Origin of the sequence: Priestia megaterium, assembly GCF_041941685.1 — a bacterium.
Lineage (GTDB): Bacteria > Bacillota > Bacilli > Bacillales > Bacillaceae_H > Priestia > Priestia megaterium_C.
Genome location: NZ_CP130958.1, coordinates 2,086,864 through 2,103,943 on the forward strand (window position 1 = coordinate 2,086,864; position 17,080 = coordinate 2,103,943).

Annotated in this window: 14 protein-coding genes; 10 read left to right on the forward strand and 4 right to left on the reverse strand. The window is 38.2% G+C overall.

The features are described from left to right. Window positions 1–154 precede the first annotated feature (154 nt). Together Q5794_RS10740 and Q5794_RS10745 are read left to right on the forward strand one after the other, a co-directional pair. The gene (locus Q5794_RS10740) at window positions 155–799 is read left to right on the forward strand and encodes a 5-bromo-4-chloroindolyl phosphate hydrolysis family protein (protein WP_050690001.1); all 645 of its coding nucleotides are present in this window, start codon (window positions 155–157) and stop codon (window positions 797–799) included. A gap of 24 nt (window positions 800–823) precedes the next feature. Continuing rightward, window positions 824–1,969: a toxic anion resistance protein gene (locus Q5794_RS10745; protein ID WP_214987170.1), complete on the forward strand. Its 1,146-nt coding sequence runs from the start codon at window positions 824–826 to the stop codon at window positions 1,967–1,969. Between the two features lie 47 nt (window positions 1,970–2,016). Here the strand turns inward: Q5794_RS10745 and Q5794_RS10750 are convergent, their stop codons facing one another. Together Q5794_RS10750 and Q5794_RS10755 are read right to left on the reverse strand one after the other, a co-directional pair. Beyond that, window positions 2,017–2,592 carry a hypothetical protein gene (locus Q5794_RS10750; RefSeq protein ID WP_214987169.1) on the reverse strand — a complete coding sequence of 192 codons (576 nt, stop codon included), beginning with the start codon at window positions 2,590–2,592 and terminating at the stop codon, window positions 2,017–2,019. Window positions 2,593–2,613: 21 nt separating this feature from the next. Then, entirely contained in the window at window positions 2,614–3,123 is a 510-nt protein-coding gene (locus Q5794_RS10755) for a hypothetical protein (protein WP_214987168.1), read from the reverse strand. Between the two features lie 139 nt (window positions 3,124–3,262). Between Q5794_RS10755 and Q5794_RS10760 the strand changes: the two genes are divergently transcribed. Both Q5794_RS10760 and Q5794_RS10765 read left to right on the forward strand, forming a co-directional pair. Continuing rightward, on the forward strand, window positions 3,263–3,406 hold the full coding sequence (locus tag Q5794_RS10760; protein ID WP_013056734.1) for a hypothetical protein: 144 nt from the start codon (window positions 3,263–3,265) through the stop codon (window positions 3,404–3,406). Beyond that, complete coding sequence (locus Q5794_RS10765; protein WP_214987167.1) at window positions 3,407–4,174, forward strand: polysaccharide deacetylase family protein; 768 nt, start codon at window positions 3,407–3,409, stop codon at window positions 4,172–4,174. A gap of 39 nt (window positions 4,175–4,213) precedes the next feature. Here the strand turns inward: Q5794_RS10765 and Q5794_RS10770 are convergent, their stop codons facing one another. Both Q5794_RS10770 and Q5794_RS10775 read right to left on the reverse strand, forming a co-directional pair. Further along, the gene (locus Q5794_RS10770) at window positions 4,214–5,701 is read right to left on the reverse strand and encodes a potassium/proton antiporter (RefSeq protein ID WP_374989083.1); all 1,488 of its coding nucleotides are present in this window, start codon (window positions 5,699–5,701) and stop codon (window positions 4,214–4,216) included. A 157-nt stretch (window positions 5,702–5,858) separates the two neighbouring features. Continuing rightward, on the reverse strand, window positions 5,859–7,235 hold the full coding sequence (locus Q5794_RS10775) for a M28 family peptidase (RefSeq protein ID WP_374989084.1): 1,377 nt from the start codon (window positions 7,233–7,235) through the stop codon (window positions 5,859–5,861). A 325-nt stretch (window positions 7,236–7,560) separates the two neighbouring features. On the opposite strand from Q5794_RS10775, the gene Q5794_RS10780 reads away from it, so the two are divergent. The 6 genes from Q5794_RS10780 (at window position 7,561) to Q5794_RS10805 (ending at window position 17,016) form a co-directional block, all read left to right on the forward strand. Next, complete coding sequence (locus tag Q5794_RS10780; protein WP_192997235.1) at window positions 7,561–8,844, forward strand: ATP-binding protein; 1,284 nt, start codon at window positions 7,561–7,563, stop codon at window positions 8,842–8,844. A 104-nt stretch (window positions 8,845–8,948) separates the two neighbouring features. Continuing rightward, complete coding sequence (locus Q5794_RS10785; protein WP_013082877.1) at window positions 8,949–9,317, forward strand: hypothetical protein; 369 nt, start codon at window positions 8,949–8,951, stop codon at window positions 9,315–9,317. Window positions 9,318–9,545: 228 nt separating this feature from the next. After that, entirely contained in the window at window positions 9,546–10,940 is a 1,395-nt protein-coding gene (locus Q5794_RS10790; RefSeq protein ID WP_268575393.1) for an L-cystine transporter, read from the forward strand. A gap of 174 nt (window positions 10,941–11,114) precedes the next feature. After that, window positions 11,115–14,000 carry a type I pullulanase gene (pulA, locus tag Q5794_RS10795; protein WP_374989212.1) on the forward strand — a complete coding sequence of 962 codons (2,886 nt, stop codon included), beginning with the start codon at window positions 11,115–11,117 and terminating at the stop codon, window positions 13,998–14,000. A 128-nt stretch (window positions 14,001–14,128) separates the two neighbouring features. Further along, entirely contained in the window at window positions 14,129–15,622 is a 1,494-nt protein-coding gene (locus tag Q5794_RS10800; RefSeq protein ID WP_098333295.1) for an aldehyde dehydrogenase family protein, read from the forward strand. 107 nt (window positions 15,623–15,729) lie between these two features. Continuing rightward, the gene (locus Q5794_RS10805; protein WP_192997409.1) at window positions 15,730–17,016 is read left to right on the forward strand and encodes a cytochrome P450; all 1,287 of its coding nucleotides are present in this window, start codon (window positions 15,730–15,732) and stop codon (window positions 17,014–17,016) included. Window positions 17,017–17,080: the final 64 nt, after the last annotated feature.

Here is a 17,080-nt window from a genome sequence, read left to right on the forward strand (position 1 = left end):
TTTTAATAGCTGCCTGTTTTTTTGTTTTATGAAACCTTTAAAGGTTTTATCCGTATATAAATTATAACAGTAATCGTTTTAAGAGACGGGAAGACAATGGTATAATATGTATACGTTTAAAAGTTCGGTCACATTTGAGATAGGAGTGAAAGCGATGAAAGTCGTTCGAATCATAAAAAAGATTCTTGCCATTTGGGTAACAGGAGCAGTAGCCGTTCCGGTCAGCTATTTTGGATTTAGTACCACGATGATTCAATCCTTTGGCATTAGTATAGGAGTAATGGTCGTGATGAGCCTATTTTTTATTATGAGCAGTGCTCGACGTCATTATCAAAATCCGTATAGAGAAGAAATTGCATACGTTCGTCATCAAGTAAAAGAGGCAAGAAAACAATTAAGAACCATTGGAAGCTATCGTTTTAAAATTCGGTCTGTTCATATGTGGACAGAACTTTCTAAACTATACAAAGTAGGTAAAAGCATCATTGAAATGGTAGAAAAAGAGCCCGCGCGATATAAAGATGTTCAGCCCTTTTTTACGAACTACTTACAATCAACGGTTACCGTCATTGAAAGGTATATGTTTTTATTATCAAAACCAACGAAAAGCATAGAAGTAAAAGAAAGTCTTCATGAAGCGGAAGACATGCTGCGCGGGTTATCAGGGAAGTATGAGCATTTATTAACAAATGCTCTTTCACAAGATAAGCTGACGTTAGATGTAGAGCTTAAAGTGCTAAAACAAGCATTTGAAGAGGAGCAGCCGTATATACCGACAGCTACTAATCGCACAAAGTAACGTAAATGCAAAGGATGGGATTTTATGATGAAAGAATATAATCAAAATCAATCGTTAGATGCGCTGCTTGATGATCCTTTTGCGTCGCTTACCCCGCAGGTACAATCGGACTCTCGCGCTGCAAAAAGAAACACATACGATGATTTGACACCGGAATATCAGGAAAAAGCACAGAAAATCGCAAATCAAATTGATTATAAAAATCAGCAGGCTATCTTACAGTACGGGGTAGCAGCTCAGTCAGAACTATCTCAGTTTTCTCAATCTGTACTACAGCATGTTCAAACGAAAGATACGGGACCAGTAGGAGACGTTATAGGAGATTTAATGAGTAAGATTCGCCAAGTGAATCCCGATGATTTTTCTGCAAAGAAAAAAGGAGTCATCGGTCGATTATTTTCAGGAGTCTCTAGGCCTATTCAAAATTTATTAACAAAATATCAAAGCATTAATGTTGAAATTGATAAAATTGCAGATAAGTTAGAGCGCTCAAAACAAATGCTGTATCGAGACATTACGATGCTAGATAGCTTATATGATAAAAATAAACAGTTTTACGAGGCGCTTAACGTCTACATTGCAGCGGCAGAATACAAGTTAGTGGCGCTGCAGAATGAAACGCTGCCCCAGCTTCAGCAAACAGCATCTCAAAAAAATGACTACTTGATGGCTCAGGAGGTCAATGATTTAAATCAATTTATCAATAGGCTAGAAAAACGAGTGCATGATTTAAAACTGAGCCGTCAAATTGCCATTCAAAGTGCGCCGCAGATTCGATTAATTCAAGAAGTCAATCAGACCCTTGTTGAAAAAATTCAAAGCTCTATTTTAACAGCTATTCCACTTTGGAAAAATCAAGTAGTAATCGCAACCACTTTATTACGCCAAAAGAAAGCAATGGAAGCCCAAAAGCAAGTATCTAAGACAACAAACGACTTGCTTACTAAAAATTCAGAGCTGCTCAAGCAGAATACCATTGAAGTAGCTCGTGAAAACGAGGCGGGGATTGTCGATATCGAAACATTGAAAAAAACGCAGTCCGATTTGATTACCACGTTAGAAGAAGTGCTAAAGATACAAGAAGAAGGACGTACGAAGCGCACCGAGGCAGAATCAGAGCTGTATCAAATGGAAAAAGATTTAAAAACTAAACTATTAGATATAAAATAAAGAAAAAGTCGGTTTACACACTTTGTAAACCGGCTTTTTTCTCTGTTTTATGCATTTTGAAGCGTTCTCGCCATTTCTAAAAACGGAGTTAAATCTTTTTCAGATTTAGGAGCAAAGATCGTTAACCGGAAAGGGGGGTGTTGATTTTGCTTTCGAAAGAGAAAACCGTATGCGTTACTTTTATCATCTGATGCTTTGTACGCAGCTTCTATCTCTAAGTTATGGTGAATGAGGTGCGTATCAAGGGAAGCCACTTCCGAAAAGCCAGCTTTTAAAATTTCTTTTGTTTCTTTATTGAGCTCCTCTACACTTTTATTTGAGGGAAACACTTCAATCCGCATCCACAAAGCATCATTTTTTTTGTTGTAAATGACATCTTTTCGGGGCTCTTCTTCTGTAAACTCGTATCCTTCTAGTACGTAAAGCGTATAGTTTTGATTGATGCTTCTTTTAAGATAACCCACATCTGTTCTACTGCTTCCTTTGTAAGGATAGGTGAATTCTTGCTGTGGCAAGCGTTCTTTTGGAATTTCTTCCTGTGTGTTAATAAGCTCTTCACGAAAAGCAGTTGAGCAGCCACTCATCAAACATATAAACCAAACAAGAAATATCTTTTTTTTCATAGCTGGCTTCCTTATCTATTTTCATTCGTGCGTTTTTACTGAGTTAACAATTGAAATTAACTTTTTTTCATCATTAGAATTTTTAGCTGTAACCATCGTGATTTTTAAAGGAGGGTGCCCCTTTGTTTCCCTTAGTACATATAGCTTTGCCGTTTCTTTTTTACTCCCGGATGTAGATGCAAATACAACGGGTTGAATAAATAGAGATGTAGAAGAAATTTTTAACGATTTTCCAAACTGGTCATCAAACAATTCTTTTGAACGATCTAGATATGATTTGCTTGTACTTTCTTTCCCGGAAAGGACTTCAATTCGCATCCACGTATAGGGAGTCTTGGTTGAAAAAAGAATATCTTTTCCATCCTCTTCTTTTTGAAGCGTATATTCATTGGGCAATGAAAGAGAATATCCTTGTTCGCTTACGGTGAGCTGCTGATGTTTTTCATTGCTTTCACTGACTGCTTTAACAGAAGGCAGTATAACCATGGTTGCGCTTATTATTAACAGAAAAGCTAAATAAAATTTTCGCATGTATATATCTCCTATTCAAAACGCTAGACAGCGTGTAGTTACTATATAAAAATGTTTTCGCCATGTTAGAACCTGTAGGTTTATTTTTGACTTTTTGGTAAAGCTAAAAACACAATCAATTAGTAATGGAGAGAAGACTATGAAAAACCGTAAATCAACTTCTGCAGCTAATCGCCGTCAACAGCGCGTGTGTTTGGGTGATGAACGATTATTTGCAGTTGGTATTAAAGCGTTTATTGACAATACGCATGAATCACACCTAGATAAAAAAGGAGGTCATTGAGTGAAATGGTGCTTGTCAATTATCATTATTATTTCCATTAATTTCTATGGTATTCAGGCGGACGCTGCAAAGAAGAGCAGATTTTATTATGAAAAAAAAGGAGATATCGTGTGGGAAGTTCCCATGAAAGATGAGAAGTTGATTGCGCTTACATTTGATGATGGACCAGATCCGAAATATACGCCGACCATTTTAAATTTATTGCAAAAGTACGGTGCCAAAGCAACTTTTTTTGTAGTCGGCGATCGAATAACGTCGTTTCCCAAGCTTGCTCAAAGAGAAGTTCGCGAAGGTCATGAACTTGCTAATCATACATATAGCCATTTGAAAGTAAGGGGCCAGGAAGTAGAGAGAATTGAACAAGAAATTGAAAAAGCGGATGAACGTATACAAGCTATTACAGGAATAAAACCTTACCTGTTTCGTCCACCTACTGGCTATTATGACGATCGGGTAGTAAAAGCTGCTAAAAATCAGCAGTATACCATTATTCTTTGGTCTTGGCATCAAGATACATTTGATTGGAGAAATCCAGGCGTAGGTAAAATTGTAAGTCAAGTGCTTAATCATGCCAGGTCAGGAGATATTGTATTGTTTCATGATACTGGAGGAGATCGAATCCAAACCATTGAAGCATTAAAACAAATTTTACCGGAGTTAAAGGAAGAGGGGTATAAATTTGTAACGGTCTCAGAACTTTTAAAACATCACCCTAATTATAAATCTCTTTATTTGATGCAACAGCAAAAACAGCACCCCGTTCAATAATCGGGTGCTGTTTTTCTAGTAAAGGCTTTAACAAATTTTTTAACTGGTTTTTCCTTCTCTTTCGTCCCCATCAGACGTATTTTTTTGGAAAAATGCTTTTACTTTATCCCGTTTTTTCTTCGAAATAAGAATATATAATGTATCACCTGCAAAAATTTGTGTATTTCCTCTAGGGGTAAGTAGTTTATCATCTCGAATAACAGCAGTCACTAAAATGTCTTCAGGGAGGTGAAGTTCTTCAAGCGATTTTCCTGATATATCTGCATGTTCCACGAGCTTCAACTCAATCATTTCATTTTTGGTTTTGCCCATCGAAACAAGCTCGAGACTGTGAGGAACCGTCTCTTTTTCACCTTGAGAAAGGTTTAGAAATTTGGCTAAAGGAGCGATTGTTGCTCCTTGAAGAAGAGCGGAAGTTAAGACAACAAAGAAAACGACGTTAAAAATGAGCGTGCTGTTCTCCAAACCTGCCATCATAGGATAAGTAGCCAATACAATTGGAACAGCTCCTTTTAAACCGGCCCAAGAAATAAACAGTTTTTCTTTGGATGAGTATTTAGCAAACATCATCGAAAGAAATACGCCGAGTGGACGAGCGACAAACATAAGTAAAAGAGATAACAGTATACCCTGCCAAATGATATCTAGCAGTTGATTAGGAAACACAAGAAGGCCGAGTAAAATAAACATTAAAATTTGCATCATCCATGCAAAACCTTCGTTAAAGCGGACAATTGTGTGACGATAAGTTAGATCTGCATTTCCTACTACCACTGCCATTACATATACAGCAAGTAGACCGCTTGCTTCTACAAATGTAGAAATTCCATAGGTTAAGGCGGCCAATGACAATGTAAGCACAGGGTAAAGTCCTGAAGAATCCAAATTAATTCGATTAATAATCCAAACGGATGCTTTTCCAAGTACTAAACCAAGTAACAGTCCGATTCCCATTTGCCAAAAGAAATTAAGGATTAATGAGAGGATAGGAGAGTCCGGATGTTGAATTAATTCAATAATAGAAACGGTTAAGAAGATGGCCATCGGATCATTGGAACCAGATTCTGCTTCTAGCGTGGAGTTTAATTTTTGGCGGATATTCTGTGTCCCTAGTACAGAAAACACGGCTGCAGCATCTGTAGAGCCAACGATTGCCCCAAATAAAAAGCCTTCAAGCCAAGTAACACCTAAAATATATTTGGCAAGTACACCCGTTAAAACTGTCGTAATGAGGACTCCGAAAGTAGCTAATGAAACGGAAGGGCGAACAACGCGTTTAACATCTTTCCATTTGGTCTGCACACCCCCATCAAAAAGAATAATGATGAGTGCTAATATTCCGAATCCTTGTGTTAAAAGAGCATTGTCAAAGTAGATGTAGTGGCTAACAACCATTCCTACAATAATAAAGAGTACGAGCGAAGGGGCTCCAAGGCGAGTAGAGAACTTTGCAGTAAGTACCCCTATGACAAGGAGAATAGATAATAAAAGAATTGAATGGTCTACCGTAAAACCCCAAAAATACACCTCTTTTGTTCGAAATTTTTTATGTAAGCAATAAGTGAGGTTCTTCTATAATAATTGTAGCATAATGGATTTAAAACCTTGAGAAATCTGCTTATCAAAAAAAGAGATGCATAAATATCTCTTTTTTTGATCATGTATGAATAACAGGGATAGATTCTTATTTAACATCTTGCTCGTGATAAAGGTGAGGAGCTTTAAATGTTGCTTTCTTTTTAACTGAAGAACCTTGTTGGTCGGGACGGGAACGATCGTAAATAGCTGTTCCAACGATCTCAGCCACACCTTGAAGTTTTTCTTTGCTTATTTTATCAAGGGTATCTTCAGGCGTATGATACCAAGGTTCAGACGGACTGTGAATAAATAGAGCAGCCGGTATTCCTGCCTCTGCAAAAGGAACGTGATCACTGCGGCCGCCAGCTTGAAATGGCGTAGGTGATCCATTTAATCTTGTACTTGAAGCTTGAGCTAATTCTGTGACAAGATTTGGTGTTCCATCAGCTGTATTCATCACCAAATCTCCCGCATCTCGACTTCCTACCATGTCTAAATTAAACATTCCAACAATACGATTTTTCTCATCTTCAGATAGCTCACTAACATAATGCTCGGATCCTAGTAAGCCTACTTCTTCAGCTCCGAATGTAACAAATCGCAGTTCTGTATCAGTAGGAAGAGTTTTAAATATGCGAGCTAATTCAAGCACCATTGCTGTTCCAGAAGCATCGTCGTTTGCCCCAGGCGCTCCGGCCACAGAGTCATGATGAGCACCTACTACAATAATATCATTTGTTCCTTTTTTCTTAAAAGTAGAAGATTTAGTAGCGGTTACATTATAAGATGTTCGCTCACTTACGACAGCTCCTTCAATTTTTACTGTACCTGAAGGCTTTTCGCCTTTTTGAATAGAAGTAAGAATCTTTTCACCTTCTTCTTTGGTAACAGCAAGAGACGGAATGTAGTTATTATTAGCGCCGCCAAGCGTTCCGTTTAGCTCACCGTCTGTATTATTAAAAATAATGACGGCTGCAGCCCCTTTTTCAGCAGCATTTAATACTTTTTCACCAAAAGTAATAGTGCCTCGCTGAACTAATACAATTTTACCTGCGACATCTTTGTTTGCTAAATTATCTTTTGTACCCAGCCCTCCATCTACAATTTCAGCGGTGACATTTCCATTGGTGCTATAAGTAAAAGTTGTTGGAGAGTAGCTGGTACCGTTTACGCTTAGTGAAAAACTAGCTGCTGGTGTGTAACCGGTAAAGGTAAAAGGCTCTACTGCGCTCTCATAGCCTAGTTTAGACAAACGCTTTTGAACAAATGTAGTAGCTTCGCGTTCAGCTTCAGTTCCTGCCACACGAGGTTTTTTTGAGAGATACGCAATGTATTGGAAAATTTTCTCAGTATTGATTTTTTTTAATACTTTTTGTTCAGAACTTTGATGGTGAGAAGCATTTGCAGAAGTAGAAGCTTGTACACTTGTAAAAGATAAAGTCAAACTTGTTGCTACAGCCAAAGAAATCACGGTTTTTTTCATTAAAATCCCCCTAAATTTATCGATGTAGTTGGTACTACTAGAATTTACAATATTAAGAAAATACAAAAAAGAGTATTATTACCTAAATGTTCCAGTATATTCCGTATCTAAATTCCTATTTTGATAGAGAAAATAATTCAAATAAAATGAAAATGCGGAAACAAATAAAGAGGATAAAAGAAACTGAGTCAAAAGTAATAAAAAAAGGTATTAGATAAGAATAAAAAAATAAGGTAAACTAGTTTAAAAGTAAGAAGAATATTCAGAACTTAATTGATGAGACATAGAGAGTATTCACGTAAAAAACAAAGGCTGGTGGGAAATATTGATAAAAAATAGGGAGCGTGTACGAAAAGCAGCGGCGGTAGCGGGTCTTCTGCTTGTAGGGGTGTACATCGTCTTTCAAACAATGGCATTTTTTAAAGGAGCATATGCTCTTAGCAGTTTGATAAAAGATAGTTTACTAGTGGGCGTAACGGCTGGCACGTTTTATTTACTTCATAAGCGTTCGGTTCATACCCAGGTGTCTGATGAACAGTATCAGCTTGCTACATTAATAAATTCAATGCCGGATTTTATTTGTTTTAAAGATGGAGCTGGCAAATGGGTGGCGGTGAATGATTTTGGAAGAGAACTTTATCATTTAAAGGGTATTGATTACAGGGGTAAAACCGATGCAGAACTTGGGGAGCTTGTGCCTTTCTTTCAAGCCGCTTTCTTACACTGTATTTCATCGGATGAAGAAGCTTGGAGAAAAAAGGAAAAGGTACGTACGGAAGAAGCGTTTGAAATACCAAACGGCGAGGTCAAAACATTTGATGTTATTAAAGTCCCTGTGTTTTTTGATGATGGCTCAAGAAAAGCTCTTATCACCATTGGACGAGATATCACTCAGCAAAAGCTTGCAGAAGCGCTTCTGATAAAAAAGGAAAAGCTTTCTGTAGTAGGCGAATTAGCTGCTGGAATTGCTCATGAAATTAGAAATCCGCTTACGAGTATTAAAGGGTTTGTTCAGCTCATGAAAGAAACAGACCGATCCGCAATAGGGTATGCTAACATCATGCTTGATGAGCTGGAACGAATTAATGGTATTGTCAGTGAAATGCTCCTTTTGTCAAAACCTGAAAGTGAACATTTTCGCGTGTTTTCTCTTACAGAAGCGGTTAAGTATGTAATGAGTTTAACTTCCCATGAAGCTTTATTGAAAAACATTGACTTCTTATACGATGAACAAACAAATAACGCTAGTGTGTATGGAAATAAAAATCACCTTATTCAAGTATTACTTAATGTTTTTAAAAACGCAATTGAAGCCATGAATAGGCCTGGAAATATTTACATTACAATCAAAACAGCGCAGGATAACCATATTTTTATAGAAGTTAGAGATGAAGGAGTAGGAATTTCTAAAGACCGGCTAGAACATATAGGAGAACCGTTTTTTACTTTAAAAGAAAAAGGAATGGGGCTTGGATTAACAATCAGCTCCAAAATTATTCATGATCATCACGGTACCCTGCAGATTGAGAGTGAACAGAACAAAGGGACGATTGTTAAAATCCGATTGCCTCTGTATGTCGAAGATACGGTGGTTTTTGCAAGCAAATGAAATGTTGTAAACGAAAAGTAATGAAAACGTCATCCATTTCTTATTGCTAAACGCAGCCGTACATGATGTAATAAAAGAAACGAACATGTCAGGAAGGTAGCAAAATGAGACGTGCAGATCAAAAAATTATATTACCGTATACACCGGAAAATTTAAGAATGCTATTGCTTCAAGTATGTGACGGAGAAAATCCGTTTTCCCATCAGGACCTTACGTATTGGTGTGATAAATATACTCTCCATTATTATGAGTATGAAGCGGATGAAACGCAGTGGATGAATGATATGCAGCAGACAGATAATAGGCAAGATCTAGCTAAATCCTATGCCATTGCTAAAGATATTGGCTGGCAGTGGTACTTTTATATGGCTAGAGGGACGACGCTATCTGATATTCAATATGTCGAGCTTCACGAACTAGAATTACCGAGACATTTGTTTGTAAAATGGCTAAATGAATTATATGAAATGTAATCCTATATATGAATTGTAGTACATCCGGTGTGATGAAAGAAAGACCACTGAAGTACATACAAGCGTAAAATAGAAAGCTAAGGAAAATCCTTAGCTTTTTTGTTTTGTCAAAATTATTCAAAAAAACTGTCTTCAAGAAAAAACATAAAACCTAGTTGACTTATTGGTATTGTTATATTATAAGTAATAGAGACATAATTTATGGAAAAAATTACAGGGGGAACATCTATGAATAACTTATTAGTCATTCTAAACATCCTTATTATGCTCGCATTGCTTGCGGGGCTGTTTATGATGCAGAAAAAACATGTATCATTTTCAAAGCGTGTGTTTACGGCACTTGGACTAGGGATTATTTTTGGCTTTGCTCTTCAGTGGGTGTATGGTCCGACTCATGAAGTAACGATAACGACCGCCGATTGGTTTAGCATTGTAGGAAGCGGATATGTTAAGTTTCTTCAAATGATTGTTATGCCGCTCGTATTTGTATCGATTGTAGCGGCATTCACTCGCTTAAAATTGACGAGCAATATTGGAAAGATTAGTAGTTTAATTATTGGGATTTTGCTTGTCACAACAGCGGTAGCAGCTGCAATTGGTATTTTTACAACAACGAGCTTTAATTTAGAATCTGTCCAAATCACAAAAGGGGAAGCGGAACTTCAGCGCGGAGAGGACTTAGAAAACAATTTATCTAGTTTAGAAGCAAAAACAATCCCGCAGCAAGTAGTAGAATTATTACCTGCTAACCCGTTTCTTGATTTAACAGGCGCACGTTCAACTTCCACGATTGGGGTTGTCATCTTTGCGGCATTTGTTGGAATTGCGTATTTAGGCGTGAAGCGTAAAAAGGCTGAGGAAGCGGCGTTATTTTCAAAAATTATTGATACGTTTTATGCAATTGTAATGCGTGTAGTGACGCTAATTCTTCGGTTAACTCCTTATGGGGTACTCGCAATTATGACCAAAACAGTAGCAACGAGTGATATTGATGCAATTGTTAAACTTGGAAAATTTGTTGTAGCATCCTATGTCGCATTGGCAGCTATGTTTATTGTTCACTTAGTTATTCTAACAATCATCGGTGTAAATCCGATCACATATGTTAAGAAAGTATTTCCTGTATTGGCTTTTGCCTTTACTTCCCGTACAAGTGCTGGAGCATTACCTTTGAATGTTAATACACAAACAAGACAGTTAGGGGTTCCAGAAGGAATTGCGAATTTTGCAGGTTCATTTGGTCTTACAATTGGTCAAAACGGATGCGCTGGAATATATCCAGCTATGTTAGCCGTTATGATTGCACCAACGGTAGGTATTGATCCCTTAACGCCTTCATTTATTTTCACGTTGATTGCCATTGTAGCAATTAGTTCGTTTGGCGTAGCAGGTGTTGGCGGAGGAGCGACATTTGCAGCTTTACTTGTATTATCTTCTATGAATTTGCCCGTAGCGCTAGCAGGCTTATTAATTTCAGTAGAACCATTGATTGATATGGGACGTACAGCGCTTAATGTAAGTGGAAGCATGACAGCCGGAGTCGTAACTAGTAAACTAACAAAAGAACTGGATACAAGCGTATACAATGATCAAACAATCTCTCCTGAAACAGCAGAAGTGTAAAAGAAACACGGCGTCCGTAGTTAACATTGTTAACTATGGATTTTTTTCTTCATTCACATAAAATAGGAAAAAATGCTTATGATAACGCTTTCGAAAAAGGTTATAGTGAAAAATGTGTACGTACTCTATTTTACAGGAGGGTTTTAATTGAAACGTAGTTGGATTAAATATGCAATGGTACTGACGGCTTTACTCTTACTAGTAAGCTCTTTTTTTAGCCCGTTTATGCAATCGTTTGCATATGCAGCAGATGCAACAAAAATCACGATTCACTATCAGCCTGCTCCAAATGATACAAAGGAATGGGGATTATGGGTTTTTCCTGAAGGAGGAGAAGGGAAGCCTTACGCATTTACAAGGGAAGATCAATTTGGAAAAGTAGCGGAAGTTGAATTACCCGGTACTTATGACAAAGTAGGTTTTATTGTTCGAACAGAGTCGTGGGAAAAAGATGGAGGAGACCGCTTCGTTTCAGTGGAGAACGGTGAAGGAGAAGTATGGGTGAAAAGTGGAGATGAACATACATATACGTCTCCTCCTGACGGTGAATACAGAGATTTACCGAAGTTTGATAAAGTAAACGTTACCTTAAATTATCATCGGTACGACGGAGATTACAGCGGGTGGAACATTTGGACATGGCCAGGTGATGAAAAAGAAGGCAGGCAAATCGAATTTACGGAAGACACGAATTTTGGGAAGAGAGCGACTTACGTCATTAATAGTGGAAGCGGTAATTTATTTGACAAAATTGGTTTTATTGTACGCCATTCTACTAGTGACAGCGATTGGGAAAATAAAGACGGAGGAGACCGCTTTATTACCAAGGTTGGTAAAGATGGGAATGTAGAAGTATGGATTGTTCAAGGACAAAATCGAATTTATTATGATAGAGCTGGAGTAGATATCACTCGGAAAATCACGAAAGCGACTATGGACACATTTAATCAAATCACCTTAGAAACAAACGTGCCGTTTGATTCTTCTAAGAGTGTAGGAGACATTGAAATTGACGGAGCTCAAATTGAGAAAGTGATACCTTATAAAGAGGGAGGAGACGCTGCTACTACTAAAGTTAAAATCATAACAAAACAGCCTTTGGATGTTACAAAAACGTATAGAGTTAAGCAAAAAGGCTACGGCTCAGCTGATGTAGTCAATGGAAATGTCGTTCGCACGAAAGAATTTGACGAAAAGTATGCATATAGCGGAAACGATTTAGGAAACACGTATTCTAAGAAACAAACGAATTTTTGCGTATGGGCTCCAACCGCAAGTGCAGCCAAGCTAGTGACTTATTCGTCATGGAACTCCAAAGCTGTAAAAGAAATTTCTATGACCAAAAGTGAAAAAGGAACGTGGAAAGCGGAGTTAAAAGGAAATCAAGATGAACTAATTTATACGTACAAAGTAAAAATTGGGAACAGCTGGAGCGAAGCGGTTGATCCATATGTACGAGCAACAACGGTGAATGGAGATCGCGGAGTTGTCGTAGATTTGGCTAAGACAAATCCGAGAAAGTGGAGTACAAATAAGCCGAAATTTAAAAATCCAGAAGATGCGATTATCTATGAACTGCACGTACGAGATTTATCGTCTCAAAAAGAGAGCGGTATCAAAAATAAAGGAAAATATTTAGGCGTAGCGGAGTGGAATACGAAAGGACCAAATGGAGTAAAAACAGGACTCAGTCATATTAAAGATTTAGGTGTGACGCACGTTCAGTTCCTGCCTATTTACGATTATCGTACGGTGGATGAAACGAAATTAAACGAGCCGCAGTTTAACTGGGGGTATGATCCAAAAAATTACAACGTCCCAGAAGGTTCCTATTCAACAAACCCATATAATCCTAAGACGAGAATTATTGAGCTTAAACAAATGATTCAAACGCTTCATGACAAGCAGCTTCGTATGGTAATGGACGTTGTTTATAATCATGTGTATGCAGTGAGTGAGCATAGCTTTGATAAATTAGTTCCAGGCTACTACTTCCGTTATAAAGAAGATGGAACTCTATCCAACGGAACAGGTGTTGGAAACGACACGGCGTCTGAACGGAAGATGGTTCGGAAGTTTATTGTAGATTCTGTTGCGTATTGGGCAAAAGAGTACCACATTGACGGGTTTCGATTTGATTTAATGGGGATTCACGATACAAAGACAATGAATGAAGTGAGAAAGAAGTTAGATGAAATTGATCCTTCTATTATCGTCTTAGGAGAGGGCTGGGATCTAGGAACCGAGCTTGATGCTAAGCTAAAAGCTAATCAGAAAAACGCTCAGGATATGAAGCGCATCGCTCACTTTAATGACGGTATGCGAGATGGTCTTAAAGGCAGCGTGTTTTTTGATCGTGACAACGGATTTGTTAATGGAAAACAGGGTCAAGAAAAGCTCATACAGCAAAGTATAGCAGCTGGAATAGATTATGATCGTTCAACTGCCACGTATGAAGATCCAGATCAAGTTGTGACGTATGTAGAAGCACACGATAACCATACGTTATGGGATAAGCTTCAGCTGACGACCCCTGCTGACACTGAGCAAACGAGAAAGCAGATGCATAAGCTTGCTTCTTCTATTATTTTAACATCTCAAGGAATGAACTTTATACATGCAGGTCAAGAGTTTATGAGAACAAAAGGCGGAGATCATAATAGCTATCAGTCACCCGATTCTGTCAATCAGCTAGATTGGAAACGCCGAGCAGCTTTTAGCCAAGAAGTAGATTACATGAAGGGACTTATTGCGCTTCGAAAGCAATATTCCTCATTTAGAATGACAAGTGCACAGGCTATTCATCAAAATTTACGCTTTGTTGATGCACCAGCAAACGTAGTAGGTTATACGTTAAATGCTAAAGCCAATAAAGATAAAGCAAACGAAATAATGGTGATTCATAATGCAAATAAACAAGCTCAAACGGTTCATCTGCCTTCTAACAGAACATGGAGATTACTTGTTGACGGCGAGCAGGCAGGAACAAAAACGCTTCGTACGGTGAAAGGAAATACAGTAAACGTTTCGCCTCTTTCGACATTTGTACTAGTAAGATAAGTTTTAGATAGCTAGAATGCATGTAGAAAAATTCAGAATATTGTATGCAAAATTGTTGATTTTACTAGATAACATGGTAAAATATTCATTGTTAGCATTTTCAAAATTCGTGGGGAGGTATGTATTTGATGCAAAATCTTGGAGCGAAAAAAGTTGAAATGAGTCCGAAAGTAGTGGAGTTTTTAAAAGGAGTTAAACAACTATACATTAACGGCGAGTGGGTAGACTCTATTTCAGGAAAAACATTTGAAACAGTAAATCCAGCAACGGGTGAAAAGTTGGCAGATGTAGCTGAAGCAAATCCAGAGGATATTGATCGTGCCGTCAGAGCGGCTAGAGAAGCCTTTGATCATGGACCTTGGACAAAGATGTCAGCAGCTGAAAGAAGCCGACTTATTTATAAATTAGCTGATTTAATGGAAACACATCAATTGGAACTTGCGCAGCTTGAAACGCTTGATAACGGAAAACCAATTCGTGAAACATCAAATGCAGACATTCCATTAGCAATCGAACATTTCCGCTACTTTGCTGGGTGGTCAACTAAAATGGTTGGACAAACTATTCCTGTGCAAGGAGCGTATTTTAACTATACAAGATATGAACCAGTAGGAGTTGTTGGCCAAATTATTCCATGGAACTTCCCGCTTTTAATGGCCGCTTGGAAGCTCGGAGCCGCTTTGGCAACTGGATGTACAATTGTGCTCAAGCCAGCAGAGCAAACGCCTCTTTCTGCACTTTACTTAGCTCGACTAGCCGATGAAGCAGGGTTCCCAAAAGGCGTATTAAACATTGTGCCAGGCTACGGGAAAACAGCAGGTGAACCGCTCGTTCATCATGATCTTGTCGATAAAATTGCTTTTACGGGATCCACTGCTGTCGGAAAAGCAATTATGAAGCAAGCTAGCGACTCCTTAAAGCGTGTGACGTTAGAGCTTGGAGGTAAATCACCAAACATTATCCTCCCGGATGCAGACTTAACAAAAGCAGTTCCTGGTGCGCTTTCAGGTATTATGTTTAATCAAGGACAAGTATGTTGTGCTGGAAGTCGTCTGTATGTCCAAAAAAGCTTATATGATAATGTCGTAGCCGATTTAGTTTCTCAAACGAAATCTATTAAACAAGGAAATGGATTAGCAGATGAGACAACAATGGGTCCGCTTGTATCTGCGCAGCAGCAAAAACGAGTGAAAACCTATATTGATAAAGGAATTGAAGAAGGAGCGGAAGTACTCGCAGGAGGAAACATTCCATTTGATCAAGGCTATTTCGTAGAACCGACTATCTTTGCAGATGTCGATCATTCGATGACGATTGCTCGTGAAGAAATCTTCGGTCCGGTTGTAGCTGCTATGCCGTTTGACGATCTTGATGATTTGATTGCCAAAGCAAATGATACAGCATATGGTCTAGCAGCGGGCGTCTGGACACAGGATTTAAAGAAAGCACACTATATTGCTCATGGTATTAAAGCAGGTACAGTTTGGGTGAACTGTTACAACGTATTTGATGCAGCAAGCCCGTTTGGAGGCTATAAACAGTCGGGAATTGGTCGTGAAATGGGAAGCTATGCGCTTGATAACTACACTGAAGTGAAAAGCGTATGGATCAATATGGAATAATAAGTAAGATTTTTTGTGAAAATCAATAGCATATCTTTGTGTGAAAAAGAGTAGTCTTTAGTGGACTACTCTTTTATTTGTTTAAGTCCCGCATTTTTAGAAAAGGAGTGATAACATTGCCGGTTATACAGGGCCCCTCGTCGTATAAGCTTACCGGTCACCTGCAAAAGTTTAGAGAAAACCCCCTGGGTTTTTTGGAAAACTTGACTCAGTATGGAGAAATTGCAACATTTAGAGTTGCGCACAAACGCTTTTATGTAACGAGAGACCCTCAACTTATTAAAGATGTAGTCATTACAAACAGCAAGGCATTTCAAAAAATTAAACTAACGCATATGTTTAAAACGCTGCTAGGTGAAGAAATGTTATGGACAGATGAAGCATTATATATGAGCCCCATTCAACCCTCACAACTAAAACAACATCTAACTTATAATAAAGAAGCAATCGCAAAAATAATTGAAAAGCATACGGAAAAGTGGGAAGAAGGGCAGCTTCGAACGATAGTAAAAGACATAAGACAGATAGTCGTAGCTGTACTCCTTCAACTGGTATTTGGCATTTCGATTCAGGATAAAGATAAAATTCACTATGTTCAAGCGCTTATGAGAAAAAAAGAAAAGTTAGGCAAAATTTATATTCGTCTACCTTTGCACCAGCCTGACTCAGATGAGCAGCTAGAACAACTCCTTTTTGAACGCGTTCAAATGCGTGTTCAAAACAAAACCGAAGGAAATGATTTACTGCAGTATATATTGAATTCTTACGGAGAAGACAGCGATGAAAGAGAAATATACGAACAGCTAAATTCTATATTCCTTTCGATGTATGAAATGATTACGCACGTATGCAGCTGGTCTATTCATTTACTGTCTCAAAATACTAGGGAGCACCTTCAGCTGCATAAAGAAATTCAAGCCTATGCTAGCGGCGAATCACTTTCAACCAAAAATCTGATCTATATGCGCAAAATAATTGCTGAAAGCATGAGGTTATATCCGCCTCTTTGGCTATTTGGGCGTCAAGCACGTGAAGATATACAAATAGATGGCTACAGTATTAAAAAAGGGGAGATTATGTTAATTAGCCCTTATATGATGCATCGCCATGAAGATTATTTTTTAGAGCCAAGTGAATTTTTACCTGACCGTTTTGAGAAAGGAGGGTCCATTGATGTCCCAAGCTATATGTATATGCCGCTTGGGATTGAGCATCAAGCGGAAAGGGGCATGGACTATATCACTGAAATAGTAACCATTTTTCTGTCAGAAATGACAAAGCGCTTTTTATTTCAGCTGACTAAGCCCGAATCTATTGCTCCGATGGCGGGCGTAATGCTGAATATGAAAGAAGAACTGAATGTGAATGTTCACAAAGTTCACACGCAGTCTTGAATGAACGGGAATACTTTTCCTCTTTATATCAGGCTGTCAATTTATTGACACATCCTGCATTGAG